Below are 23,385 nucleotides of genomic sequence, written 5' to 3'. Positions count from 1 at the left end.
ACGCACCGATGATGAGTCTCGCCGAATACCGCAATCGCAACAGTCGGCTTGCCGACTTCCTGCCCTGGGCAGCACTGGTCGGCACCGGCATCGTGCTCAACAAGGATGGCAGCTTCCAGCGCACCGCCAGATTCCGGGGGGCGGACCTGGACAGCGCTGTACCCGCCGAACTGGTCGCCGTCGCGGGCCGCCTCAACAACGCCTTCCGCCGCCTCGGCTCGGGCTGGGCGATCTTCGTGGAGGCGCAGCGTCATCCGGCATCGATCTATCCCGCCAGCACCTTTCCTGACGCCGCTTCTGCGCTGGTCGATGCCGAGCGCAAGGCGGATTTCGAGGAAGCGGGCGCACATTTTGAATCCAGCTATTTCCTGACCTTCACCTATCTGCCGCCGGCTGAAGACGCAGCCCGCGCGGAAACCTGGCTCTATGAGGGTCGCGAGAAGAGCGGCATCGACCCCAACGAGGTCATGTCCGCCTTCGCTGACCGCACAGATCGGCTGCTCCGCCTGATCGAAGCCTTCATGCCGGAATGCCGCTGGCTCGACGACGGCGGGACGCTGACCTATCTGCACGGCTGCGTATCCACGCACCGGCACCGCGTGCGCGTCCCCGAAACGCCGATCTATCTCGACGCGCTGCTCGCCGATCAGCCGCTGACCGGCGGGCTGGAGCCACGCCTTGGCAGCCAGCATCTGCGCGTGCTGACCATCACCGGGTTCCCGACGGCGACGACACCGGGCCTGCTCGACGAACTGAACCGTCTGGCCTTTCCCTATCGCTGGTCCACCCGCGCCATCCTGCTCGACAAGACCGACGCGACGAAGCTCCTCACAAAAATCCGCCGCCAGTGGTTCGCCAAGCGCAAATCCATCGCCGCGATCCTCAAGGAGGTGATGACCAACGAAGCGTCCGCGCTGGTCGATACCGATGCGTCGAACAAGGCGGCGGATGCAGACCTCGCGCTACAGGAACTCGGCGCTGACTATGCCGGTATCGCTTATGTCACCGCGACGGTGACGGTGTGGGACGCCGATCCGCGCACGGCCGATGAAAAGCTGCGGCTGGTCGAGAAGGTTATCCAGGGCCGCGATTTCACGGCGATGGCCGAGACCATCAACGCCGTGGACGCATGGCTCGGATCGTTGCCCGGCCATGTCTATGCCAACGTCCGACAGCCCCCGATTTCCACGCTCAATCTCGCCCACATGATCCCCCTGAGCGCCGTGTGGGCGGGGCCGGAACGGGACGAGCATTTTGCAGCGCCCCCACTGCTCTTCGGCAAGACCGAAGGCTCGACCCCGTTCCGGTTTTCTCTCCACGTCGGGGACGTCGGCCACACGCTGATCGTCGGCCCGACCGGCGCAGGCAAGTCCGTGCTTCTGGCGCTGATGGCGCTTCAGTTCCGCCGCTACCATGGCGCTCAGGTCTTCGCCTTCGACTTCGGCGGCTCGATCCGCGCCGCCGCGCTCGCCATGCGCGGCGATTGGCACGATCTCGGCGGCGGACTGACGGATGGCTCGGAAACATCGGTCAGTCTTCAGCCGCTGGCTCGGATCGAGGAGACGAGCGAACGGGCGTGGGCGGGTGACTGGATCGTCGCCATCCTGATCCGCGAGGGCGTCACCATCACGCCGGAGGTGAAGGAACATATCTGGACGGCGCTGACCTCGCTCGCCTCCGCGCCAATCGGGGAGCGAACCATCACCGGCCTCTGCGTGCTGCTCCAGTCGAATGACCTGAAGCAGGCGCTCCGACCCTACTGCGTTGGCGGCGCGTGGGGCCGCTTGCTCGACGCCGAGAACGAACATCTCGGCACGGCCACCGTTCAGGCGTTCGAGACGGAAGGACTGATCGGCACCGACGCCGCGCCCGCCGTGCTCGCCTATCTGTTCCACCGCATCGAAGACCGGCTCGACGGATCGCCCACGCTCATCATTGTCGATGAAGGCTGGCTGGCGCTGGACGACGAAGGCTTCGCCGGCCAGCTCCGTGAATGGCTCAAGACTCTGCGCAAGAAGAACGCGTCCGTCATCTTCGCCACGCAAAGCCTGTCGGACATCGACGGCAGCGCCATCGCGCCCGCCATCATCGAGAGCTGCCAGACCCGACTTCTGCTCCCGAACGAACGGGCGATCGAGCCGCAGATCACCGCCATCTATCGCCGCTTCGGCCTCAATGATCGCCAGATCGAGATCATCGCGCGAGCGATGCCCAAGCGCGATTACTACTGCCAGTCCCGGCGCGGCAACCGCCTGTTCGACCTTGGCCTCAGCGACGTAGCGCTGTCGCTCTGCGCCGCATCGTCCAAGACCGATCAGGCCGCCATTGCCCAGCTTCTCGCCGAACATGGTCCCGATGACTTCCTCGACGCATGGCTGCGCCATCGCGGCGTCGATTGGGCGGCCGACCTCATCCCCGACCTCACCAACCTGGAGAACCTGCCATGAAACTGCGTCGTTCCCGTATTGCGCGGCTCACCGCCACGCTGTTCCTTGCGCCCGTCGCCATCGCGCCCATGCTGGCGCCGCCGGCTTACGCCATCACCGTGTTCGATCCGTCTAACTATGCGCAGAACGTGCTTCAGGCCGCGCGAGCACTCCAGCAGATCAACCAGCAGATCACGCAGCTTCAGAACGAAGCGCAGATGCTCATCAATCAGGCCCGCAATCTGGCGAGCTTGCCATATTCCTCGCTGCAACAGATTCAGCAGTCGGTCCAACGCACCCAGCAGCTTCTGGCCCAAGCGCAGAACATCGCCTTCGACGTTCAGAAGATCGACCAGATGTTCAGCCAAAAATACGGCAACGTCTCGCTGTCGGCTACGGACAGCCAACTTGTCGCCGACGCCCGCTCGCGCTGGCAAAACACGGTAGGCGGCTTGCAGGACGCCATGCGCGTGCAAGCCGGCGTCGTCAGCAACATCGACACCAACCGCGCGCAGATGTCGGCGCTGGTCGGCCAGAGCCAGGGTGCGACCGGCGCGCTTCAGGCGACGCAGGCCGGCAATCAGCTTCTCGCGCTTCAGACCCAGCAGCTCGCGGATCTCACCGCCGTCGTCGCCGCCAATGGCCGGGCGCAGGCGCTCACCGACGCCGAACGTGCCGCCGCCGCGGAACAGGGGCGCGAACAGCGTCGCCGTTTCCTGACGGCGGGCGCGGGCTATCAGCCCGGCAGCGCCAAGATGTTCTACGGCAACAACTGACGGAGGCGACGCCCATGGAAGGCAAGATGCTTGCCCGGCTCGGCGCTGTCGTCTTCGTCGGCGTCGCGATCACCGCCGCTGTGATCGAATTCACGCGCCAGCCCGCAACGCCGGAGCTGCTCCCGCACGCCAGCGAGCGCAACGACACCGGCGACATTCGTCAACGCCTTCGCCGTTGCCGGGATATGGGCGAGGCCGCCACGCGCGCCCCCGCCTGCCTCGACATATGGGCGGAGAACCGTGACCGTTTCCTGAAGCAGGGCGCACGGGCATCAGGTGCGCCGAGCGCCCCAACGCCCCTTTGGCCACCCACGCCAACCGAAGATCCAATCGCCAAGGAAACCGAGCCGGCCATTCCGCCCGAACCTGCACAGCCGCCCGTTTCTCCTGACGAGGGAGCGCGCTGACATGGGCGGCACCGGCGTTATCGACCATTTCCTCGAAGTCTTCACCCGTTACATCGACGGCGGTTTCGGCCTGCTGTCGGGCGAGGTCGCCTTCATCGCCACGACGCTGATCGTCATCGATGTGGTGCTGGCGGCGCTGTTCTGGTCGTGGGGCGCCGATGACGACATCATCGCCCGGCTGGTCAAGAAGACGCTGTTCGTCGGCGTCTTCGCCTACATCATCGGCAACTGGAACAATCTCGCCCGCATCGTCTTCGAAAGCTTCGCCGGTCTCGGCCTGAAGGCGTCTGGGACCGGCTTTTCCGTCGCCGACCTGCTGCGCCCCGGCAAGGTGGCGCAGACCGGCCTCGACGCCGGTCGCCCGTTGCTCGAATCCATCTCCGACCTTATGGGCTGGGTCTCATTTTTCGAGAACTTCATCCAGATCGCGTGCCTCCTATTCGCCTGGGCGCTGATCCTGCTCGCCTTCTTCATTCTCGCCATCCAGCTCTTCGTCACCCTGATTGAGTTCAAGCTGACGACGCTTGCGGGCTTCGTGCTGATCCCCTTCGGCCTGTTCGGCAAGTCCGCCTTCATGGCCGAACGGGTGCTCGGCAACGTCATCTCAAGCGGCATCAAGGTTTTGGTGCTCGCCGTCATCATCGGCATCGGTTCGACGCTATTCTCGGAATTCACAGCGGGCTTCGGCGGCGCGACGCCGACCATCGACGACGCCATGGCGATCGTGCTCGCCGCGCTGTCGCTGCTCGGCCTCGGCATCTTCGGCCCCGGCATCGCCAACGGCCTCGTCTCCGGCGGCCCCCAACTCGGCGCAGGTGCGGCGGTCGGAACGGGCCTCGCCGCAGGCGGCATGGTCATGGCCGGCGGCGCTGCCCTTGGCGCTGCCGCTGGCGGTGCTGGCGCTCTCGTCGGAGGAGCCGCTGCTGCCGCCCGCGGCGGCGCAGCGCTCGCGGGTGGAGCCTCCACCGCTTACAGCCTCGGCGCTGCTGGCCAGACTGGCGCGTCCGCCGTCGGCACCGGTCTCGGCAATGTCGCCAGCGCCGGTGCGCAAGCCGCCGTCTCCCCCTTGAAGCGCGCAGCGTCGAAAGCCGCCGACGGCATGAAGCAGAGCTATCAAGCTGGCGCCCGCAGTGCGTTCGAGGTGACGGGCGGTTCGTCCACCGCCGGCACGATCGGCGGTGAAGCCGCCGATGGCGGGGCTGCACCTGCCGCTTCGTCCTCGTCCGCCGTTGACGGCCCGCCCGCCTGGGCCAAGCGCATGAAGCGCTCGCAACAATTCACGCACGGCGTTCAGGCCGCCGCCCATTCCGTGCGCAGCGGCGACAGCCACGGCGGCGGCTCCTCCGTCAATCTTTCCGAAAGTGACCGCTGATGTTCAAACGACCCGCCACCCATTATGGCAAATCCCCTCTGCCCGAGACGCCCTATCAGCGCGCGGCGCAGGTCTGGGACGACCGCATCGGTTCCGCCCGTGTGCAAGCGAAGAACTGGCGCTTCATGGCCTTCGGCTCGCTCGCCCTGTCTGCCGGCCTGTCGGTGGCGCTGGTCTGGCAGTCCACCAGCGGATCGATCGTGCCGTGGGTGGTGCAGGTCGACAAGCTCGGCCAGGCGCAAGCCGTCGCACCCGCTGTCGCCGACTACCGGCCGACCGATCCGCAGATCGCTTTCCATCTGGCCCGGTTCATCGAACAGGTCCGCGCGATCCCGGCGGACGCCATCATCGTGCGGCAGAACTGGCTTCGTGCCTATGAGTTCACCACGCAGGCCGGCGCTCTGGCGCTCAACGATTATGCCCGCGCCAACGACCCGTTCACGAAGGTCGGAAAGCAGCAGATCGCCGTCGAAGTCTCCTCGGTAATCCGCGCATCGCCTGACAGCTTCCGCGTCGCCTGGATCGAGCGCCGCTATCAGGACGGCTCGCTCGCCTCCACCGAGCGCTGGTCTGCAATCCTCACCGTCGTCGTGCAGGTCCCGCGCGACCCGGAAAAACTCCGGGCCAATCCGCTCGGAATCTACGTCAACGCCATCAACTGGTCGAAGGAGCTTGGACAATGATCCCCGCACTCCGCAAAGCCATCCCCTGGAGTGCAGGGCATCCGGCTTTCCGTAAATCCGCTTTCACGGCTGTCCTCATCTGCACAACAGCCCTTGGCGGCTGCGCCACCACGACCCCGCCGCCCAATATCGCCTATGACGATGCCGCGCCGGCCGTGCAGACGGTCGATCCTCCGGCGCCGGTCACGGTGGTCGAACTGCCACGGCCGTTGCCGCTTCCCGGCCAGATGAAACCTGTCGAGACGACGCGCCGCACGCCGGAGCCGGCTGATCCCGCCGCCCGCGTCAATCAAGCCAATGCGCAGGCCCGCGTCCAGCCGGTGCGAGATGGCTTCATCAATTCCATGCAGGTCTATCCCTTCACGCAAGGGGCGCTCTATCAAGTCTATACCGCCGTCGGACAGATCACCGACATCGCTCTTCAGCCCGGCGAAACGCTGGTCGGGTCCGGGCCGGTCGCCGCTGGCGACACCGTGCGCTGGATCATCGGGGATACCGAAAGCGGCACGGGTGCTGCCCGGCAGGTCCATATCCTCGTGAAGCCCACGCGCGCAGAGCTGATGACCAACCTCGTCATCAACACCAACCTGCGCACCTACCATATGGAACTGCGCTCGACTGAGCGGACCTATATGGCATCGGTGTCCTGGCAGTATCCGCAGGACCAGCTCATCGCGCTCCGCCGACAGAATGCCGAGGCGCAGGCTGTCCAGCCCGTCGCCAGCGGCGTCGATCTGGCCAATGTCAACTTCCGCTATGAGATTTCGGGCGACCGAGCGCCATGGCGGCCTCTGCGCGCTTTCGACGATGGACGGCAGGTCTTCATCGAGTTTCCGCGTGGCATCGGACAAGGCGAGATGCCGCCGCTCTTCGTCGTCGGGCCGGAGGGCAATACCTCGGAACTGGTGAACTATCGCGTGCGCGGCAACCACATGATCGTGGACCGGCTCTTCGCCGCCGCCGAACTGCGTTTCGGGACCGACCGCAACCAGAAGCGGGTCCGCATTTCCCGAACGGACGGGAGGCCGGCATCGTGAGCGGGGTCGATTCCGAAAAGAAGGAAGGGCAGAACCCGGACGCACCAGAAGCCCCGGACGATGCACGGCCGCTGACCGGCGAGCCGGTCGCGCCCATGCGGCTCCGCCCTGAGCCGCCGCGCGTTACCCGCCTGTCGCGCAAGGTGCTCGCGGGCCTCGGCCTGGCCGCCAGTCTCGGCGTTGGTGGCGCGCTGATCTACGCGCTCCAGAACTCGCACGGCGGACGCGCGAACGAGGAGCTGCTTTCGACCGACAACCGGGCAACGCCGGACGGCCTCAACAGCCTGCCGCGCGATTATACCGGCCCGGTGCTCGGCCCTCCGCTCCCCGGCGATCTCGGCCGACCGATCCTCGACGCGCAGAACCGCGGCCAGCCGGTCACGCCGCCGTTCGCCAATCCCGCCGTGCAGCCAGGTCTCAGCGCCGAAGAGCAGCGCCGCTTACAGGAACTGGAGGCGGCGAGGACCGCGCGGCTCTTCGCTTCGACGGAGACACGCGCCGCCGCGCCTGTTGCGGCGACGACGGCCGACGCCACGTCACCCGCGCCGAACCTCGCGAGCCTTGGCCTTGCGCCGCAGCCGGCCACACCCTCGGCGCAGGACCGCCAGCTCGCCTTCCTCAACCAGACGCCCGACCGGCGCACGGTCTCGTCCGATCGCATCGCCGCGCCCGCGTCGCCGAATGTGCTTCAGGCAGGCGCGGTGATTTCCGCCGCGCTCATCACCGGCATCCGCTCCGATCTTCCCGGCCAGATCACTGCGCAGGTGACGGAGAACATCTACGACAGCCCGACCGGACGCATCCTTCTCATTCCGCAGGGCACACGCGTCATCGGAGAGTATGACAACGGCGTCGGCTTCGGTCAGCGCCGCATCCTGCTGGTCTGGAACCGGCTGATCTTCCCGAACGGCCGGTCGATCGTGCTGGAGCGCCAGCCGGGTGCGGATACGCAAGGCTATGCCGGCCTGGAGGATGGCGTCGATTATCACTGGTGGGATCTCGCCAAGGCGGCCGCGCTCTCGACGCTACTCGGCATCGGCACCGAACTCGCCACCGACGACAATGACCGGCTGGTGCGAGCCATCCGCGACGGCGCACAGGACACCGTCAATCAAGCTGGCCAGCAGATCGTCCAGCGCCAGTTGCAGATCGCGCCGACACTGACGATCCGGCCGGGCTTTCCCGTGCGCGTCATCGTCACCCGTGACCTTGTGCTCGAACCCTATGGGGGAACGCCATGACCAAGCTGAAGTTAGGCCCAATCGCCGACGACAAACCCATCAAAGTCACGCTGGAGCTGCCTGCCAGCCTGCACCGCGACCTGACCGCCTATGCCGAAATCCTCGGCCGCGAGGCAGGACACGGCCCGTCCGATCCCGTTCGCCTCATCGTGCCTATGCTGGAGCGGTTCATCGCCACCGATCGCGGCTTCGCGAAAGCCCGCCGAAAATCAGCGTCATCCGGCGCTCCGATCGCATGAAGCGATCACGGTATCGCGAAACCATGACTTCACACCGTCCCCAAACCTCGCAGGATGATGCGGCGGCGCGGTGCCGCATATTCCGATCGGGGGAACCCACGACTGCGTATCCAACCGGACGGTGAGTTCATGTCTCGACGCCAAGCCACCAAAACCCGGCGTCGGGCGCGTGCCGTCTCCGGCAGCTTGCCCGACGACCTATACGATTACATCGACGAGGCCGCAGCATTGGAACCGCCGCAGGTGCGGGTGACGAAGAAGCAGATAGTCATCCCTTCGCTCGACCATTGGACCGTCTCTGACGACTGGCCTGATCGCGTGCCTGTGACGGAAGCCGAGATCGACCTGTTCGAGGCGTGGTTCGGCGACATTCTCGACGAGCTGTTTGGCAAGCCCGGCTAATCCCCAGAGGCGATTGGCGGGAATAGATCATTACTCGTTGATATCGTAATCTGATAATGATATTTATTGGGTAAGCAGCCGTCTTGCTCATCGAGCGTCCGTCTGGCTGTGCCGCTGGAAGGAGGCGACAGGTGACAAGAACGCTCAGGATCGGGATCGCCGGCTTGGATGACATGAAGGCCCGCACCTTGCGGATTGCGCGGGGAGAGGAGAAACCTGGTCCCAGCGATCCGACAGTCTGGTTCCCTTCGACCGAATCCTTCGCGCGCATTCTCTCCGCCACCAATCGAGCCATGCTCTCCACCATCGCCGAGCGGGAGCCGGGGTCGATTGAGGAACTGGCGGAGATGACCGGGCGGGCGAAGTCGAATCTTTCCCGCACCATGAAAACGATGATCGACTACGGCATCGTGCGCATGGAGCGCAGCGGCCGGAAGCTCGCCCCCAAACTCAACTATGACTGCGTTTCGCTAGAGTTGCGCCTTGCCGAACCACGCGCTCGTGTCGCCGAGCCCGAAGGAGACCGCCCATGAACAAGGAATCTCCTCTGGTCGCCACGCGCGCCGCCCTTTACCTGCGCGTCTCCACCGCGCGTCAGGCAGAGCATGACGTGTCACTCCCCGACCAGCGCAAACAGGGCGAAGCCTATTGCGAGGCTCGTGGCTATCAGCTCGTCGAAACCTTCGTGGAGCCGGGCAATACCGCCACCAACGATCGCCGGCCCGAGTTTCAGCGCATGATCGAGGCGGGCACGTCCAAGCCTGCGCCGTTCGACGTGGTGCTGGTTCACAGCTTCTCGCGCTTCTTTCGCGACGCCTTCGACATGGAATATTACTATCGGAAGCTCGCCAAGAACGGCGTCCGGCTCATCTCCATCACCCAGGAACTGGGCGACGATCCGATCCACGACATGATGCGTCGGATCATGGCGCTATTCGACGAATACCAGTCGAAGGAGAACGCCAAGCACGTCATGCGCGCCCTGAAGGAGAATGCCCGGCAGGGCTTCTGGAACGGCGCGCTGCCGCCGATCGGCTATCGCATCGTCGCGGCCGAGCAGCGCGGCGCGAAGACCAAGAAGAAACTGGAGATCGACCCGCTACACGCCGACACGGTGCGGCTGATCTACCGGCTCGCTCTTCAGGGGGAAGGCGGTTCCGGCCCGATGGGCGTCAAGGCGATCGTCAACCACCTCAACCGCAACCGCATTTTTACCCGTGACGGCGGGCGTTGGGGCATTGGTCAGCTTCACCGCATCCTGACCCGGCGCACCTATATCGGCGAGCACGAGTTCAACAAACGCTCCAAATCCAAGGAATTGAAGCCGGTCAGCGAAATTGTTGTGGTGCCGGTGCCGCGCCTGATCGACCAGGAGACGTTCGACGCCGTGCAGGAGCATTTGCGCGTCCGCAACTCCAGGGTCACGCCTCCGCGCGTCGTCAGCGGGCCGACCCTGCTGACGGGCATCTGCTACTGCGAGAAGTGCGGCGGGGCCATGACGATTCGCACCGGCAAGGGTGGGCGCTATCGCTATTACACCTGCTCGATCAAGGCGCGGCAGGGTGAGACAGGTTGCTCAGGCCGATCGATTCCGATGCCGCAACTCGACGCCATCGTCTGCGATCACATTGAGAACCGGCTCCTCCAGCCCGAACGACTGGAGGAGATCCTGGCCTCAATCCTCGACCGGCGCGAGGAACGGGCCGAGCGTCGCCGCGAGCATATCGCCGAACTGAACCGGCGCGCGGCCGAGACCGAGCTTCGTTTGAAGCGGCTCTATGAGGCCATCGAATCGGGCGTGGCCGATCTGAACGATCCGGCCTTGAAGGAGCGCGTCGTCGCCCTTCGAGCGCTACGCGACCAAGCGCAGGTCGATTCCGAGCGGGCACAGGCCATGCTCGAAAGCTCCGGCAGTATGGCGGTGACGCCGGTCGTTCTACGCAAGTTCGCCGCGACCGCGCGGCGGCGGCTCAGGCAGGATGGGGGCGGCTATCGACGGGACCATCTGCGCGCTTTTGCCCAGCGCGTCGAGGTCGGAGAAGGCCATGTTCGCATCATGGGATCGAAGGGCGAGCTACTGCGTGCCCTTACTTCGGTCTCTAGCGGGAAATCGGCGGGCATCGGCGTGCCCACTTTGGGACTGAAATGGCGGAAGGGGTGGGATTCGAACCCACGGTGGGCTTGCACCCACGGCGGTTTTCAAGACCGCTGCCTTAAACCACTCGGCCACCCTTCCCCACCGATGCGGCGGTGCGCCCGCCCTTGTTCCCAAACTCGCCGCGCTTTGCAAGTGTATTGCGCGCGGACCGTTCAGCCGCCCTTTGCACGGGGGGTGTTGAGCGGGCGCTGCGAGGTCGTCGGAGTGGTGGTGCGCGCGCCCTGCCGCGCCTTGTAGGTCGCCATGAACTCAGCCGTCCGGTTGAGGATCAGCGAGCGCACCACCGGGTGGGTCGGCAGGCGGGCATGGTTCACGAAGGTGGCGCCGGCAGACCATGCGTCGATGTTCCGCGCGCCGTAGACGTTCAGCATTCCGGGGTTTCGGATGTTGAGGCATTCGCGCACCCGGCAGGGCGGCGGGGTCGGCGCGGCATCGATTGTGATTACCAACGGCGCGGGGCGCCCGGAGCGCGCCAGCGAATTGGCATAGTTGAGCGCCATGGACCCGCCCATCGAATGGCCGATGATGATGTCCGGCACCAGCCCATAGGTCTTCCCCATGAAGTGAGTGTCGACACGGGTACGGAATCCCTGCGCCCGCAGCGGCTGCGCCAGGGCGGAGACCCCGACGTAATCGTTTTCGACATAGACGCCCAGCCCGTCGAGAAGCAACACCAGCGGCGGCTCGACGGCGCGCTTGGCGGGTGCCGCGACCTGGCCCTGACTTCGGCTCGACCTCGGGTTCTGGCTTTGTGCCTGGCCCTGGGACGCTGTCGCCAGCCCGAGCAGGGCGGTGAACAGGAAAACAACGATTCTCAATATGGTCGCTCGCAGGAATGACGTAAAAGCCCCGCCCTTCGCGAGACATAGCCGATGTACAAACGCCCGGCCAATGGCATTTTTGCGGTAGCGAACAGCGGATTTCGGTTTCAAGGCTACGTCACATGAAAACGCCGTCGCCCCGGACGGACGACGGCGCGGGTGCTGTGACACCAGAAAGGTCAGGCTGCGCGGGAGAGCGGTCCCTTGCCTCCATGCAGCCCACACGCGGTCGACCAGGTACGGAACGCGGTCCAGGCCTCGCTCTTCTGATGCGGCGCCTTCGCCGCCTCCATCTGCAACAGCAGCATCTCCGCGAAACCGCCAAGGCGGTCATGGCGCAGGGAACGCAGGAAATCGATCGCCTCATCCAGCGATTCGATGTCGATATGTTCGTGGCCGATCGTCAGGTGAATCGGCGTCGGCTGAAAGTCGGCGGAGCTACTCAACATCGTTTGAATCCTCCCTTTGTGCTGACCCGTTCTTGTCCATGTCACGATAGTGCCCGGGTCAATAGGTCTACCATGTTGACGTAAAGGATACGGTCCGATCACGGCGATCAGATGACCGTATCGCGCCAATGCGGACTCAATCCCAAGAACAATAGGGGACGAACCCGACACGGACAGGCACAGCCGCGTGATTTTCCGTCTTTCTTGCCGATTTCTTCAGGCGATCGACACCGAGTTACCGACGAATAATATGGTACATCGTACATGGAATTTGGCATTCCAGAGCGACAGCGATCGCATCATGGCACCGACACCATGATTTTGAGCCAACCCGGACGACCGGCGACACATCAAATCGGACCACCAGACGATGAGACTTCTGGCCAAACGGAATTTTCAGTCTCCGGGGCGAATTTCTTTCAGGACCATACGCATGAAGCGCACCTGGCATACCAGATGCCAAACGAATATTCTGACTATATCGCAAATGCGAACCATGAATACTTGATTATGATGCTGTGCAACAATAATACCCCCTTGCGAGTCTATGCATGACTTATGTTACTCTGCGATTGGACGGCAGAAAGACCGTCCGCAAGGAGGAAACTTATGACCACCCGTTTGACGATCGCCGCGCTGGTCGCGGCCGCTAGCGTGCTCGGCGCCGCGCCGGTTTTCGCGCAGGATGAGATGGCACATGCTCCGGCGACGACCGCTTATGTGAAGAAGAGCATCCAGCCCTGGCTGGCCGATACCGTGGTGATTACCGCTGTTACCGAGTCCAACAAGGCCCACGCCCGCCTCATGCAGTCCGACATCGACGAGCTCGACGCCAAGTGGAAGGCCAAGGACCAGGCGCTGCGCGACTCCACCATGAAGAACAAACTCGCCGAGTTCCTGACCAAGAAGAAGGAAGCTTCCGGCGGCGTTATCACCGAGATTTTCGTGATGGATGACCGTGGCCTCAATGTCGGCCAGACCGATGGCACCTCCGACATGTGGCAGGCCGACGAAGCCAAGTGGCAGAAGACCTACGGCGCCGGCCCCGATGCCATCTTCATCGACAAGGTCGAGGAAGACGGTGGCAAGAAGATTTCTCAGGCCAGCGTCACCATCGTGGACAATGGCAAGGCGATCGGCGCCGTGACCTTCGGCATCGATGTCGACAAGCTGAAATGATCTGACCCGGTGTCTCTCCTTGGATAATCCCGGGCGGCGCAAGCCGCCCTTCTTTTTTGAAACGCTCCGAAGCTTGCTGGCCCCCTTCCGGCGCGCGCCGCACGCGGCTAGTTTCTCCCGCCAGCCGGGAGCGCAGCGCGGTCCGGCCACAGCTGAGGAGGCCCGGCATGTTCATCGCGATGAATCGTTTCAAGGTGCACAAGGGCTCGGAAGCCGCGTTCGAGCAGGTCTGGCGGTCACGCGACAGCTATCTCGCCACCGTTCCCGGCTTCAAGCAGTTCGAGCTGCTGCGCGGCCCGGCGCGCGAGGACCATACGCTGTACGCCTCGCACACGATCTGGGCCAGCCGCGCCGATTTCGAGGCATGGACGCGCTCGGAGGCGTTCCGCGCCGCCCACCGCACCGCCGGCAGCAACAAGCCGCTCTATATCGGCCACCCCGAGCTGGAGCTGTTCGATTCGGTGCTGGAACACGCCCCGGCGGCGTAGGACCGGCGGGATCGCATGACGACGGGGTGTTGACGACGGCTGGCGCGTGGCTTAACGGCTCGCGATCCATTTGTTGTCTGGATCCGTTCCATCATGGCCGACCTCGTTTCCCTCGACGCCTTGGATACCGGGCGTGGCGAGGCTCCGCGCATTTCCTTCGTGTCGCTGGGCTGCCCCAAGGCGCTCGTCGATTCCGAACGCATCGTCACCCGGCTGCGCGCGGAAGGCTATGAACTCTCGCGCAAGCATGAGGGCGCGGATCTCGTCATCGTCAACACCTGCGGCTTCCTCGACAGCGCCAAGGCGGAGAGCCTCGCCGCGATCGGCGACGCGTTGAAGGAGAATGGCAAGGTCATCGTCACCGGCTGCATGGGCGCCGAGCCCGAGCAGATTCGCGGCGTGCATCCCGGCGTGCTCGCCATCACCGGCCCGCAGCAATATGAAAGCGTGCTGGAAGCGGTGCACTCGGCCGTGCCGCCGCAACACGATCCGTTCATCGATCTCGTGCCGCCGCAGGGCGTGAAGCTCACCCCGCGACACTACGCTTATCTAAAGATTTCAGAAGGTTGCAACAATCGTTGCACGTTCTGCATCATCCCGAAGCTGCGTGGCGACCTGGTCAGCCGTCCGGCGGGCGACGTGCTGCGCGAGGCCGAAAAGCTGGTCGCGGCCGGCGTGAAGGAGCTGCTGGTGATCTCGCAGGACACCTCGGCCTATGGCGTGGACCTGAAATATGCCGAAACTACGTGGAAGGATCGGCAGGTCCGCGCCCGCTTCCTCGATCTCTCCCGCGAACTCGGCTCGCTGGGGGCGTGGGTGCGCATGCACTATGTCTACCCCTACCCCCATGTCGACGAGGTGATCGCGCTCATGGCCGAGGGCGTAATCCTTCCCTATCTCGACATTCCGTTCCAGCACGCGTCTCCCACCGTGCTCAGGCGCATGAAGCGCCCGGCGGCGCAGGAAAAGACGCTGGCCCGCGTGCAGGCCTGGCGCGCCGCCTGCCCCGACCTCACCCTGCGCTCGACCTTCATCGTCGGCTTTCCCGGCGAGACCGAGGCGGAGTTCCAGGAGTTGCTGGACTTCCTTGAGGAGGCCGAACTCGATCGGGTCGGATGCTTCAAATATGAGCCGGTTCAGGGCGCCCCGGCCAATGCGCTGGGCGAGGCGGTGCCGGACGAGGTGAAGCAGGAGCGCTGGGATCGCTTCATGGCCACCCAGCAGAAGGTTTCCGCCCGGCGCCTGAAGCGCAAGGTCGGCACCCGCCAGCAGGTGATCATCGATTCCGTCGGCCCCACCGTCGCCATCGGCCGCTCCAAGGCGGACGCACCGGAAATCGACGGCGTTGTCCACGTCGCCTCGCGCCGCCCGCTCCGGGTCGGTGAGATCACCACGGTGAAGATCGAGCGCGCCGACGCCTACGACCTGCACGGCACCGCCGTCGGGTTCTGAGGGCCACTTCAGTCGAGAATCCGTCGTAGCTCCTGGGCCGGAATGATCCCGGTATCAACGGTCGGCCAGGCGAGCGAGACCGTGTAGGACAGCGTCACGGCGAAGGCCAGCGAGAAGGTCGCGAGCCCGACGATGAGTTGCGGCCGCCGCCCGACATGGAGCGCGGCGATGCCGACCTGCGACAGGACGCCGAGCACGAACACCACCGTCCAGCGATAGGGCGCAAGTTCGGCGTGCAGAATGAAGTAGCGGTCGGTACGCAACCGGCGCAGCTCGCCCTGCCCGACAACCAGCGCATTGCGGAGCTGGTCGGAGATGACCGCGCTGTCCTTCAGCGCGGCGAGCCGTGCGGAGAGAGTGTCGAACAGCGTCGAGACTGCCAAATGGGGCTCGGTCCACCCGGCTTGCCATTCATGCTGGGCCAGCGCGCGGGCATAGGAGCGCAGCGCATCGGTAACCGGCACGCATTCGGCCCCGCACAGCCAGAGAAGATCCCGCATCGCCTCGATGCGCTGGACCTCGTGCAGCAGCGTTTCCGCGAACTGGTTGCCGCGTTGCCAGATGTCGCCCACCATGAACGCCAGGAAGAGCGCGAACGGCACCGTCAACGCACCGAGATGCGAGGTCGCCAGATCGCCCGGCCGGAAGGAACGGACGACGGCCGGGCGCATGGCCAGCCAGCCGAGCGCCGCCCCGCTCAGCAGCGGAAGTGCCACTGCCACCGAGACGACGCCCCAATAATGGTCAACGATCAGACGACCCCAGTTGATCGCTTCGTCCTCCGTGCCTAGCCGGCAAGCAGATCGCGCAGCGTCGCCTCGATGATGCGCGTCGCCTTGCCGAGGTCAGAGATGCGCACATGCTCGTCGGCGGCGTGCGCGTTCGCCTCCAGGATCGAACGCGGGCCGGCGCCGTAGAGCACCGTGGGAATGCCCGCGGCGGTGTAGTGGCGCGCATCGGTATAGAGCGGCACGGCGGTCGCCGGCGGCACTTCGCCGAGCACGGAGGCGGCATGCTTCTGGATCGTCTCCACCAGCTTATCGGTGCCGGCCAGCGTGCGCAGCGGCTCGGCGAGGATGATGCGCCTGCATTCGATATCGATGCCCGGCTTGCCCGCAACCGCCTTCTCGATCAGCGCTGTGAGCTCGGCCTCGACCTGCAGGCCGTCCTCCTCCGGGGTGAGGCGACGATCGACACGCATCACGATGCGGTCCGGCACCACATTGGTGTTGATGCCGCCGGAAATCAGGCCGACCGTGATCTTGGGCGAGCCGATGCCGGGCGTCTCGCTGGTGATCCCGTAGAGCCGCGCGCGCTCTTCATAAATTGCGTTCAGGATGCCGGTCGCGGCCTCTAGCGCGTCGTGGCCGGTTTCGGGCAGCGCGGCGTGAGCCTGCTTGCCGCGCACCAGGATTTCAAGGTGCAGCGCGCCGTTATGCGCCACCACCACGGCATAGGAGAAGCCGGCCGAGATGGCGTAATCCGGCTTGGAAAGCTCATGCTCCAGCAGCCATTTCGGCCCGAGGAAGCCGCCAGCCTCCTCGTCATAGGTGAAATGCAGCTCGACCGTGCCATCGAGGCCCTCGGGCTTTTCCTTCAGCGCCAGCAGCGCGAAAGTATAGGTCGCGAAATCGGATTTCGACACCGCGGCGCCGCGCCCGTAGATCGCCCCGCCCTTTTCCTCGGCGCCATAGGGATCGAAAGTCCAGCCCTCGCCCGGCGGCACCACGTCGCCATGAGCGTTCAGTGCAATGGTCGGGCCCTTGCCGGTGCCGAAGCTCTGGCGCACCACGAGATTGATCACGGAGCGCATGCCGTAGGTCTTCACGAAGGGCTCGGGTACCGCGTGGCGCTCGACCGTGAAGCCGAGTTCCTCCAGCAGCCCGGCGGCCACCTCGGCATGCGGCGCGCAGTCGCCCGGCGGATTGTCGCTCGGCACCCGCACCAGCGCCTTCAGGAATTCCACCTCCAGCCCGAAACTGTCCGGGTTCCCGTCGGTGCTGCTCGAATCCGTGCTCACATTCCTACTCCGATTGTTCAGGCGGCAAGTTGCGGGAGCTGGAAACGCTCGATGAAGCGAACCAGCGCGGCAACCGCGAGCCCCATATCTTCCGGCGAGGCATATTCCGCCGGGTTGTGACTGATGCCGCCCTTGCACCGCACGAACAGCATGCCGATCGGGCACAGCCGCGACATGGCCTGCCCGTCATGGCCGGCGCCGGACGGCATGGTGACGGCGCGATGACCGAGATCGGCAACCGCGTTGCGCAGGCGCAGTTGCAGATCGCGATAGCATGGCACGGTCGCGACCTCGTGGAACGCGGAAATCACCACACCGAGTCCACGCAGGTCGGCGATGCGATGTGCCTCCCGCTCAAAACGCGTCAGCGCCTCGCGGCGAGAAATATCCGAACCGGAACGCAGGTCGACGGTAAACACCACGCGCGAGGGAATGACGTTGATCGAACCCGGCTCGACATGGACGCGCCCTACGGTGGCGACCATGCCATGCGCGTCAGCTTTGGCGATGCGCTCGACGGCCAGCGCCATCTCGGCGGCGCCGAGCAGCGCGTCGTGGCGCATGCGCATCGGCACGGTGCCGGCATGGCCGGCCTCGCCGGTCACCGTCACCGAGAGCCGCGAGGCCCCGGCAATGGCGGAAACCACGCCCAATGGCTCGCCCTCGGCTTCAAGCACCGGCCCTTGCTCGATATGCGCCTCGATATAGGCGATCACCCGGTTCGGATCATAAGCGGCAGCGGGAATGTCATCGGGGTTTTTGCCATAGGCGACCATCGCCTCGCGCAGGCTGATGCCGTCGGCGTCGCGCAGTTCCAGATTCGCGGGCGAGAAATAGCCGGCCACCGCCGCGGAGGAAGAGAGCGTGGTGGGAAAGCGCGTTCCTTCCTCGTCGCCAAAGGCGAGGATGTCGATACCGTAGGGCCGGGTCAGCCCGGCGCGGTTGATCGCGTCCAGCGCCAGAATGCCGGCGACGACCCCCATGCAGCCATCGTACTTGCCCGCATTGGCCACGGTGTCGATATGCGAGCCGATCAGCAGGCGCGGCGCGTCGACGGGACCCCAATGCCCCCGTACCGTGCCCAGTGCATCCTCGGAAACCTCAAGCCCCGCCTCACGCATCCAGCGCGCGACGAGATCGGCGGCGCGGCGATGTTCAGGGGTGAGGAAGAACCGCGTGAGATGTTCGGGCGTCTGCGAGAGCGCGCCGAGTTCTTCGATCATCGCCGCCGCGCGGGCTCCCAGCGCGGCGAAATCCGATGGTGTGGTCATGATCTGGTCGCTGCGCCCCCGGTCGCGGCTGTGCCGACGGCCGCGCTTGCGCCGGCCCCGACCCGCGAAATCGCATATGGGCCGGAATTTGGCAACGGCGCCGGGCCTCCATCGAAAGGCTACCGGCGCCGCTGGTCACGCGCGGCGGAGAAGACGAGGCGGGCTACTTGCCCGGCACCTTGTCGTCGATGCCCTTCACATACCAGTTCATGGACAGGATATCGCCGTTGGGAAGAACCTCGCCCTCCTTCACCACCAGCTTGCCGTCCTGGTTGTAGATCGGACCCTTGAACGGGTTCAGTTCGCCCGACTTGATCTTGGCTTCGGTGGCCTCGGCCATCGCCTTCACATCGTCGGGCATGTTGGTGTAGGGCGCCATCACGACCTCGCCGTCACCCATGCCGGCCCAGGTGTCCGTGGAGGTCCATGTGCCGTCGAGCACGTCCTTGACGCGCTTGATGTAGTAGGGCGACCAGTTGTCGACGATCGAGGTGAGCTGCGCCTTGGGACCGAAGGCGATCATGTCGGAGGCCTGGCCGAATGCCTTGACGCCGCGCGCTTCGGCGGCCTGCATGGCGGCCGGGCTGTCGGTGTGCTGCGAGATCACGTCGGCGCCCTGGTCGATCAGCGCCTTGGCCGCGTCGGCTTCCTTGGCGGGGTCGAACCAGGAGTTCACCCACACGATCTTGACCTTGGCGTCCGGGTTCACCGACTGCGCACCGAGCATCAGCGAATTGATGCCGGAGATGACTTCGGGAATCGGGAACGAAGCAATGTAGCCGATCGTGCCGGTCTTGGAGGTCTTGGCGGCGATCTGGCCGAGAATGTAGCGGCCTTCGTGGAACTTCGAATTATAGGTCGAGACGTTCTTGTCGCGCTTATAGCCGGTGGCGTGCTCGAACATCACCTTGGGGTGGCGCTTGGCGACCTTCAGCGTCGGCTCCATGTAGCCGAACGAGGTGGTGAAGATCAGCTTGTTGCCAGCACGGGCGAGTTGCTCGATCACGCGCTCCGCATCCGGACCCTCCGGCACGTTCTCGACATAGGTGGTCTCCACCTTGTCGCCGAACTCCTTCTCGATGGCCTTGCGGCCCTGATCGTGCTGGTAGGTCCAGCCGAAATCGCCGACCGGGCCGATATAGACGAAGCCGACCTTCAGCTTCTCCTGCGCCTGCGCCTGTGTCCCGACGCCGCCGGCAAGGACCAACCCCGCCGCGAGTGCCGCCGCGAGTGAGAGAATCTTCCGCATGAACGTCTCCGCTCCAATCCAACGCCGGCCTTGTCTGTCGACCGCCCCGCGGGGCCGCAGCCGCGGGAGCGGGGGCCGCGCGCCGGCGGCCGGATGAAAGGCCCGTGCCGCGTCTCAGCGGTCGGGCACGAAGGGCACGCCGAGCGAGGCGGGCGCGCCCTGCCCGCGCTTCAGCGCCGATATCACTACCAGCGCCCCCACTGTCGCCAGATAAGGGAGCGCGGAAAGCAACTGCGAGGGAATGCCGAGGCCGAATCCCTGCACGTGAAGCTGCAAGATCGAGACCGCGCCGAACAGATAGGCGCCCGCCAGCAGCCACATCGGCTTCCACGCCGAGAACACCACCAGCGCCAGGGCGATCCAGCCGCGCCCGGCGGTCATGTCGCTGGCCCAGAACGGGGTATAGGACAAGGAGAGCTGCGCCCCGGCCAGTCCCGCGCAGGCGCCGCCGAACATCACCGCCAGCGTGCGGATCTTGCGTACCGGATGCCCCAGCGCATGTGCCGCGACATGGCTTTCCCCCACCGCACGCAGCACCAGCCCGGTGCGGGTGCGCGCCAGCCCATAGGCGACGACGCCTAGCAGGATCAGCGAGAGATAGACGAAGGCATCCTGGCCGAACACCACGCGCCCGATCAGCGGCAGGTCCGAGAGACCGGGAATGTACAGCGCCGGGGCGGCATCGAGCCGCGTGCCGACAAAGGGCGAGCCTATCAGCCCGGCGATACCGAGCCCGAGAATCGTGGTGGCAAGGCCGGAGGCAACCTGATTGGCCGCCAGCCAGATCGCCAGCCCCGCGAACACCAACGACAGCGCCGCGCCTGCCAGCACGGCGGCGATGGTGCCGAGGATGAGGCTGCCCGATCCATAGGCCGTCGCGTAGCCGACCGCCGCGCCCACGATCATCATGCCTTCGACGCCGAGATTGAGCGTGCCCGCGCGCTCGGCCACCAGTTCGCCCAGCGAGGCGAGCAGGAGGATGGTGGCGGCGGCGACGATGCTGGCGAGCACGGCGCCGAGAATGGCGGCATCAAGCATGGCTCGCTCCTTCCACGCGCCGGATCCGGTAGCGCACGAGAACATCCGCCGCGAGGATCGAGATGAGCAGCGTCCCCTGAAACACGCGGGTGACGTCAAACGGCATGCGCATGGAGATCTGCGCCGCCTCGCCGCCGATATAGGTCAGCGCCAGAACGAAGCTCGCCACCAGCACGCCAACCGGGTGCAGGCGCCCGAGCATCGCCGCGATGATCGCGGTGAAGCCGTAGCCCGGCGAGATCGAGGGCTGCATCTGGCCGATGGGACCGGCGACCTCGATGATGCCGGCCAGCCCCGCGAGAGCGCCGGACACTGCGAACACGCCATAGGTTACGCGCCGCTCGTCGAAGCCGGCAAAGGCGGCCGCGCGGGGCGCCGAGCCGCCCAGTTCGATGGAGTAGCCGATCAGTGTCCGCCCGAGCACGAAGGTCGCGGCCGCGACCGCGACAAGCGCGATCAGGATGCCGGCATGCATGCGCCCCTCCTCCATCAGCAGCGGCACCACCGCCACGGCATCGAAGGTCACGCTCTGGGGAAAGTTGAAGCCGGCCGGGTCCTTCCACGGACCGCGCACCAGATAGTCCAGCCCGAGCTGGGCGACATAGACCAGCATCAGGCTGGTGAGGATTTCGCTGCAGCCGAAGCGCACGCGCAGGAAGGCCGGGATCAGGCCCCACAGCGCGCCGCCGATGCAGGCCAGCACCAGCATGGCCGGCAGCACCCACGGGCCGGCATCGGTGCCGTGGGTGGCGAGTGCCAGCCAGGAGCCGAACAGGGCGCCGACCACATATTGGCCTTCCGCGCCGATGTTCCAGCGATTGGCGCGGTAGCAGAAGGAGAGCCCGATGCCGATCAGCAGCAGGGGGCAGGCCTTCACCACCAATTCCTGCAGGGTCCAGGGGTCGGTCAGCGGCTCGATGAAATAGATGGTGAAGGCGCGCAGCGGGTCGTGGCCCAGCAGCACGAACATCACCGCCCCAACGACAAGCGTGAAAAGCAGCGCCAGCAGCGGCGCGGCGATCAGCCCGAGCGGGGGGACCGTCTCCTGACGCTCCAGCCTAATGGCCATGGGCGCCTCCCGTCCCGGCATCGCCACCCTGCGAGCCGCCCATGGCCAGGCCGATCGCCTCGCGCGAGGTCTCACCCACCGGCACCGGCGCGGTGAGATGGCCTTCGCACATCACCGCGATGCGGTCGGTGAACTCCAGCAATTCGTCCAAATCCTGGCTGATGACGAGAATGGCGCAGCCCTCCGCCGCCTTCTGGCGCAGTGTGGTGCGGATAAAGCCCGCGGCGGCGGCATCGACGCCCCAGGTCGGCTGGTCGACCACCAGCAGCACCGGCTCACGCAGCACCTCGCGGCCGATGACGAATTTCTGGAGGTTGCCGCCGGAGAGCCGGCGCGCCTTGGGGTCCTTGCCGCCGAAGCGCACGTCGAAGCGCTTCACGATCTCGGCGAAGCGGGCATTGAGCACGGAATGGCGCACCACGCCGGCGCGCACGATCTCACCGTCGCCATGGGTGGTGAGCAGCACATTGTCGGAGAGCCGCATGTCCGGCGCCGCGGCATGGCCGAGCCGCTCCTCGGGCACGAAGCCGGCCTTCAAGGCGCGGCGCTGGGTCGGGCCGAGGCCACCGGCCGGGACGGTGTCGATCACGATGCTCTCGGGGTCGGAGGCAGGGCGCTCCCCGGACAGCGCCTCGAACAGGGCGGTCTGCCCGTTGCCGGCGACCCCGGCGATGCCCACGATCTCGCCGGCGCGGATTTCGAGGTTGATATCGTGCAGCGCGGAGCCGCGGGAGCCGTCGCCGACGAGGTTCAGGTCCTTGATCAGCAGCCGCGGCGTGCCGAGCTCATGCGTCACCTCGCGGGGCGTGCGCGGCACTTCCGCGCCGACCATCAGCCGGGCGAGGCTGGAAGACGTCTCCACCTTCGGGTCGACCTCGGCGATGAATTTGCCGCCGCGCAGCACGGTGGCGCGGTGGCACAGCCGGCGCACCTCGTCCAGCTTGTGGGAGATGAACAGCACCGCCCGCCCCTCATCGGTAAGCAGGTCGACCGTGCGGAACAGGTTCTCCGATTCGTCCGGGGTGAGCACCGAGGTAGGCTCGTCGAGAATCAGCACGCGCGGGTCGCCGAGCAGGCAGCGCACGATCTCCACGCGCTGGCGCTCGCCCACCGACAATTCGCCGACGCGGCGATACGGCTCGACCGCGAGCCCGTAACGCACAGTGCAGTCGCGGATACGCTCGGCCAGCGCGGACAGCGGCTCGTGGCCGGCAAGACCCAGCGCCACGTTCTCGACCACGGTCAGGGCGTCGAACAGGGCGAAATGCTGGAACACCACGCCCACGCCCTTGGCGCGGGAGGTGGCGGGATCGGGAAACATGATCGGCGCGTCGTCATAGAGCAACTCGCCGCTGTCGGGCTGGAGAAGCCCGCACATCATCTTGACCAGCGTGGACTTGCCGGCGCCGTTCTCGCCAAGCAGTGCATGGGTTTCGCCGGCGCGTATGGCGAGGCTCACATGGTCGTTGGCCACCAGCGCGCCGAAGCGCTTGGTAAGCTCCACCGCTTCCAGAAGAGCGGAAGGCTTGGCACTGGCGCCGGCTGCGCTATCCGACATGGCACCTCCGATCGCAGCGGAGGCCGTCAAGGCATGCGGCGAGGCACGGG

General features: G+C 65.7%; 22 protein-coding genes, 1 tRNA gene and 1 pseudogene. 14 read left to right on the top strand and 10 right to left on the bottom strand.

The window, feature by feature from the left end; translation table 11 throughout:
• The first annotated feature begins 8 nt into the window (after positions 1-8).
• From trbE to MKI84_RS01980, 11 genes and pseudogenes are all read left to right on the top strand, one after another.
• On the top strand, positions 9-2,447 hold the full coding sequence (gene trbE / locus MKI84_RS02030) for a conjugal transfer protein TrbE (RefSeq protein WP_241616289.1): 2,439 nt from the start codon (positions 9-11) through the stop codon (positions 2,445-2,447).
• Complete coding sequence (gene trbJ / locus MKI84_RS02025) at positions 2,444-3,202, top strand: P-type conjugative transfer protein TrbJ (protein ID WP_241616288.1); 759 nt, start codon at positions 2,444-2,446, stop codon at positions 3,200-3,202. Before trbE ends, trbJ begins: the two co-directional genes overlap by 4 nt.
• Before the next feature lie 14 nt (positions 3,203-3,216).
• Positions 3,217-3,609, top strand: a complete 393-nt coding sequence (gene trbK-alt / locus MKI84_RS02020; protein WP_241616287.1) for a putative entry exclusion protein TrbK-alt — start codon at positions 3,217-3,219, stop codon at positions 3,607-3,609.
• A gap of 1 nt (position 3,610) precedes the next feature.
• Positions 3,611-4,981 carry a P-type conjugative transfer protein TrbL gene (gene trbL / locus MKI84_RS02015; RefSeq protein ID WP_241616286.1) on the top strand — a complete coding sequence of 457 codons (1,371 nt, stop codon included), beginning with the start codon at positions 3,611-3,613 and terminating at the stop codon, positions 4,979-4,981.
• A complete protein-coding gene (gene trbF, locus MKI84_RS02010) occupies positions 4,981-5,664 on the top strand; it encodes a conjugal transfer protein TrbF (RefSeq protein ID WP_241616285.1) in 684 nt (227 codons plus the stop codon). Before trbL ends, trbF begins: the two co-directional genes overlap by 1 nt.
• Positions 5,661-6,701 (top strand): P-type conjugative transfer protein TrbG, encoded by a 1,041-nt coding sequence (gene trbG / locus MKI84_RS02005; protein WP_241616284.1) that lies wholly within the window; start codon positions 5,661-5,663, stop codon positions 6,699-6,701. The genes trbF and trbG overlap by 4 nt, the downstream gene beginning before the upstream one ends.
• Positions 6,698-7,942 carry a TraB/TrbI/VirB10 family type IV secretion system protein gene (locus tag MKI84_RS02000; protein ID WP_241616283.1) on the top strand — a complete coding sequence of 415 codons (1,245 nt, stop codon included), beginning with the start codon at positions 6,698-6,700 and terminating at the stop codon, positions 7,940-7,942. Before trbG ends, MKI84_RS02000 begins: the two co-directional genes overlap by 4 nt.
• Entirely contained in the window at positions 7,939-8,181 is a 243-nt protein-coding gene (locus MKI84_RS01995) for a DUF2274 domain-containing protein (protein ID WP_241616282.1), read from the top strand. The genes MKI84_RS02000 and MKI84_RS01995 overlap by 4 nt, the downstream gene beginning before the upstream one ends.
• Positions 8,182-8,310: 129 nt before the next feature.
• Positions 8,311-8,583: a hypothetical protein gene (locus MKI84_RS01990; protein WP_241616281.1), complete on the top strand. Its 273-nt coding sequence runs from the start codon at positions 8,311-8,313 to the stop codon at positions 8,581-8,583.
• A gap of 131 nt (positions 8,584-8,714) precedes the next feature.
• Entirely contained in the window at positions 8,715-9,116 is a 402-nt protein-coding gene (locus MKI84_RS01985) for an HVO_A0114 family putative DNA-binding protein (RefSeq protein ID WP_342593607.1), read from the top strand.
• A pseudogene (locus MKI84_RS01980) lies at positions 9,113-10,759 on the top strand (recombinase family protein); the annotation flags it as partial. The gene MKI84_RS01985 and the pseudogene MKI84_RS01980, both read left to right, overlap by 4 nt.
• Here the strand turns inward: MKI84_RS01980 and MKI84_RS01975 are convergent.
• The 3 genes from MKI84_RS01975 to MKI84_RS01965 form a co-directional block, all read right to left on the bottom strand.
• Positions 10,730-10,819 (bottom strand) — tRNA-Ser (locus tag MKI84_RS01975). The pseudogene MKI84_RS01980 and the gene MKI84_RS01975 sit on opposite strands and share 30 nt — an antisense overlap.
• Positions 10,820-10,893: 74 nt before the next feature.
• The gene (locus tag MKI84_RS01970) at positions 10,894-11,559 is read right to left on the bottom strand and encodes an alpha/beta hydrolase family protein (RefSeq protein ID WP_241616280.1); all 666 of its coding nucleotides are present in this window, start codon (positions 11,557-11,559) and stop codon (positions 10,894-10,896) included.
• A 182-nt stretch (positions 11,560-11,741) separates the two neighbouring features.
• Positions 11,742-12,011 carry a hypothetical protein gene (locus MKI84_RS01965; RefSeq protein ID WP_241616279.1) on the bottom strand — a complete coding sequence of 90 codons (270 nt, stop codon included), beginning with the start codon at positions 12,009-12,011 and terminating at the stop codon, positions 11,742-11,744.
• A gap of 609 nt (positions 12,012-12,620) precedes the next feature.
• Between MKI84_RS01965 and MKI84_RS01960 the strand changes: the two genes are divergently transcribed.
• The 3 genes from MKI84_RS01960 (at position 12,621) to rimO (ending at position 15,130) form a co-directional block, all read left to right on the top strand.
• Complete coding sequence (locus MKI84_RS01960; RefSeq protein WP_241616278.1) at positions 12,621-13,190, top strand: hypothetical protein; 570 nt, start codon at positions 12,621-12,623, stop codon at positions 13,188-13,190.
• A 167-nt stretch (positions 13,191-13,357) separates the two neighbouring features.
• Complete coding sequence (gene hmuQ, locus MKI84_RS01955; RefSeq protein ID WP_241616277.1) at positions 13,358-13,678, top strand: heme-degrading protein HmuQ; 321 nt, start codon at positions 13,358-13,360, stop codon at positions 13,676-13,678.
• Positions 13,679-13,771: 93 nt separating this feature from the next.
• The gene (gene rimO, locus MKI84_RS01950) at positions 13,772-15,130 is read left to right on the top strand and encodes a 30S ribosomal protein S12 methylthiotransferase RimO (RefSeq protein WP_241616276.1); all 1,359 of its coding nucleotides are present in this window, start codon (positions 13,772-13,774) and stop codon (positions 15,128-15,130) included.
• An 8-nt stretch (positions 15,131-15,138) separates the two neighbouring features.
• Here the strand turns inward: rimO and MKI84_RS01945 are convergent, their stop codons facing one another.
• The 7 genes from MKI84_RS01945 to MKI84_RS01915 form a co-directional block, all read right to left on the bottom strand.
• Entirely contained in the window at positions 15,139-15,852 is a 714-nt protein-coding gene (locus MKI84_RS01945; protein WP_241616275.1) for a bestrophin-like domain, read from the bottom strand.
• A gap of 65 nt (positions 15,853-15,917) precedes the next feature.
• Positions 15,918-17,150, bottom strand: a complete 1,233-nt coding sequence (locus MKI84_RS01940; protein WP_241616274.1) for an ArgE/DapE family deacylase — start codon at positions 17,148-17,150, stop codon at positions 15,918-15,920.
• Between the two features lie 17 nt (positions 17,151-17,167).
• A complete protein-coding gene (locus MKI84_RS01935; protein ID WP_241616273.1) occupies positions 17,168-18,421 on the bottom strand; it encodes an allantoate amidohydrolase in 1,254 nt (417 codons plus the stop codon).
• Positions 18,422-18,584: 163 nt separating this feature from the next.
• Positions 18,585-19,670, bottom strand: coding sequence for a BMP family ABC transporter substrate-binding protein (locus MKI84_RS01930; RefSeq protein ID WP_241616272.1), 1,086 nt, complete (start codon positions 19,668-19,670; stop codon positions 18,585-18,587).
• Positions 19,671-19,784: 114 nt separating this feature from the next.
• A complete protein-coding gene (locus MKI84_RS01925) occupies positions 19,785-20,708 on the bottom strand; it encodes an ABC transporter permease (protein ID WP_241616271.1) in 924 nt (307 codons plus the stop codon).
• Positions 20,701-21,777, bottom strand: a complete 1,077-nt coding sequence (locus MKI84_RS01920; RefSeq protein ID WP_241616270.1) for an ABC transporter permease — start codon at positions 21,775-21,777, stop codon at positions 20,701-20,703. Before MKI84_RS01920 ends, MKI84_RS01925 begins: the two co-directional genes overlap by 8 nt.
• Positions 21,767-23,335: an ABC transporter ATP-binding protein gene (locus MKI84_RS01915; protein ID WP_241616269.1), complete on the bottom strand. Its 1,569-nt coding sequence runs from the start codon at positions 23,333-23,335 to the stop codon at positions 21,767-21,769. Before MKI84_RS01915 ends, MKI84_RS01920 begins: the two co-directional genes overlap by 11 nt.
• Between the last annotated feature and the right edge of the window lie 50 nt (positions 23,336-23,385).

Origin of the sequence: Ancylobacter gelatini, from assembly GCF_022601675.1 — a bacterium.
Taxonomy (GTDB): domain Bacteria; phylum Pseudomonadota; class Alphaproteobacteria; order Rhizobiales; family Xanthobacteraceae; genus Ancylobacter; species Ancylobacter gelatini.
Note: the sequence above shows the minus strand (reverse complement) of the source record. Positions and strands in the feature narration are given on the sequence as shown.